Here is a 1,991-nt window from a genome sequence, read left to right on the forward strand (position 1 = left end):
ATCCCCGACCGCTTGGCTCCCGCCGTGACCGTGCTCCGTGAACAGGCAATCACCTTGTTTCGCGAAGGCGTCGCGGCGTCGGACCCCGAGCGGGCGGTTATTGCGGCGCTTGAAAGCCGTGCCGGCGAAATCGCGGCGGCAAAGCGCGTCATTCTCATCGCCTTCGGTAAGGCCGCATGCCCGATGGCGCGCGCGGCCTTGCCCTTTGTCGCCGACAAGCTGCATATCGCCTGCGCGGTGACCAACAGTGAAAACGTGATCGGTATCGCCGGCGTCGATGTCATTGCCGGCGGCCACCCGTTGCCCGACGAGGGCAGCATCGCAGGTGCGTACGCCATCGAGCGCGCCGCCCGTTCTGCCGCGCCGGGCGATCTGGTTCTGGTTCTTGTCAGTGGTGGCGGTTCGGCGCTGATCTGCGCGCCGGCGCCCGGTGTTTCGCTCGCGGACAAAATCGCGCTGAACAGTGCGCTCATCCGCTGCGGCGCGGAGATTAACGAGATCAATGCCGTGCGCCAGCAGTTCTCGCGACTGAAGGGCGGGCGGCTGGCCAAGCTCGCCTCGGGCGCGAAGATGCTGTCGCTGATCCTGTCTGACGTGCCGGGCAACGATGTCGGCATCATCGCAAGCGGGCCAACCGCCCGGGCGTCTTCCAGCGTTGCCGACGCGCTCGGCATCATCTCGCGCGACGGCCTGTACGACAGGCTGCCCGCCACCCTGCGTGGCCATATCGACAATCTCTCGCTGAGCGGCCCTGAAACGAGCTTCGACCATGTCGAAAATGTTATTATCGGCTCCAACAGCATCAGTCTGAAGCAGGTGATGGACTGTGCCGGCGCAGCCTATCCGCTCGTCGTCAAGGCCGATGACTGGCTGAGCGGCGATGTCGCCGATGTCGCAGAAACCTTGCACCGCATGGCGATCTTTGCTTCCAGCCAGCACGGCCCGGTCGCCATAGTGGCTGGCGGGGAGCCGACCGTTCGCGTCGCCGGAACCGGCATCGGCGGCCGTAACCAGGAACTGGCGCTGCGCTTTGCGCTGCTCAACGAATGGACGTCGATCAGGCGTCCTTGGGTTTTTCTAAGCGGCGGCACCGATGGTCGCGACGGCCCCACCGATGCGGCCGGTGCCATCGTCGATGCCGGCTCCACCACGTCGATGCGCAAGCTGGGCTTCAATCCCGTGGCGCTGTTGCAGAACAACGACTCCTACCATGCGCTGGCGTCGTCGGGCGACTTGCTGATGACGGGCGCCACCGGCACCAATGTCGCTGATCTGCAAATACTGCTGATGCAGTAAGCGGAACCTGTCCGGCTGCAGTCGGGCGAAGTTGAATTCCCGGCTAACTACTGTTGCGCCAGCATCGTTCGCTTTGCGCCTTTATTCACAGCTGTTGTTTCTTTTGCTGAAAATGTTTACTCTCGGTGAAATAGATTCAACGAGCAGAGGCAGGCGGCAACGATATGGCGAAAGCGAAGGCAGCGGAAAAGCAGGCGCCGTCGAAAAAGAACGGCAAGGCTATGCACGCGGCCGTTGCGGCCGCAGCCGGCAAGTCCGCTCTGTCGCGCGTTTCCCCGCTGTCCCAGGATCCGCATGCCGTTCGCGACACCCGCGAAAAAGTGCTGGAAGTGGCGATCGGCCACGAGGTCCGCGCCTTCCGCAAGAAGCTCGGTATCACCGTCGCCGACCTTGCTTCGGCCACCGACATTTCGCTTGGCATGCTGTCGAAGATCGAAAATGGCATCACGTCGCCATCGCTGACGACGCTGCAGTCCCTGTCGCGCGCGCTCGGCGTGCCGGTCACTGCGTTTTTCCGCCGCTTCGAAGAGGAGCGCAACGCTGTCTTCGTCAAATCGGGCGAGGGTGTGGATGTCGAACGCCGGGGCACGCGCGCCGGGCACCAATATACGCTTCTCGGCCATATCGGCTCGGATACATCAGGCGTGACGGTCGAACCCTATTTGATCACGCTGTCGGAGGATTCGGACGTCTTC

At 63.3% G+C, this 1,991-nt stretch carries 2 protein-coding genes; both read left to right on the forward strand.

All coding sequences use genetic code 11. The features are described from left to right. A partial coding sequence (locus tag AC1DUU_RS30630) for a glycerate kinase type-2 family protein (protein ID WP_476787074.1) occupies positions 1–1,296 on the forward strand: 1,296 nt, incomplete at its 5' end. Positions 1,297–1,460: 164 nt separating this feature from the next. Beyond that, positions 1,461–1,991: helix-turn-helix domain-containing protein (locus AC1DUU_RS30635; protein ID WP_476787075.1), on the forward strand; the 531-nt coding region annotated here is incomplete at its 3' end.

It is taken from the genome of Aminobacter sp. P4_H6_2 (assembly GCF_056400805.1).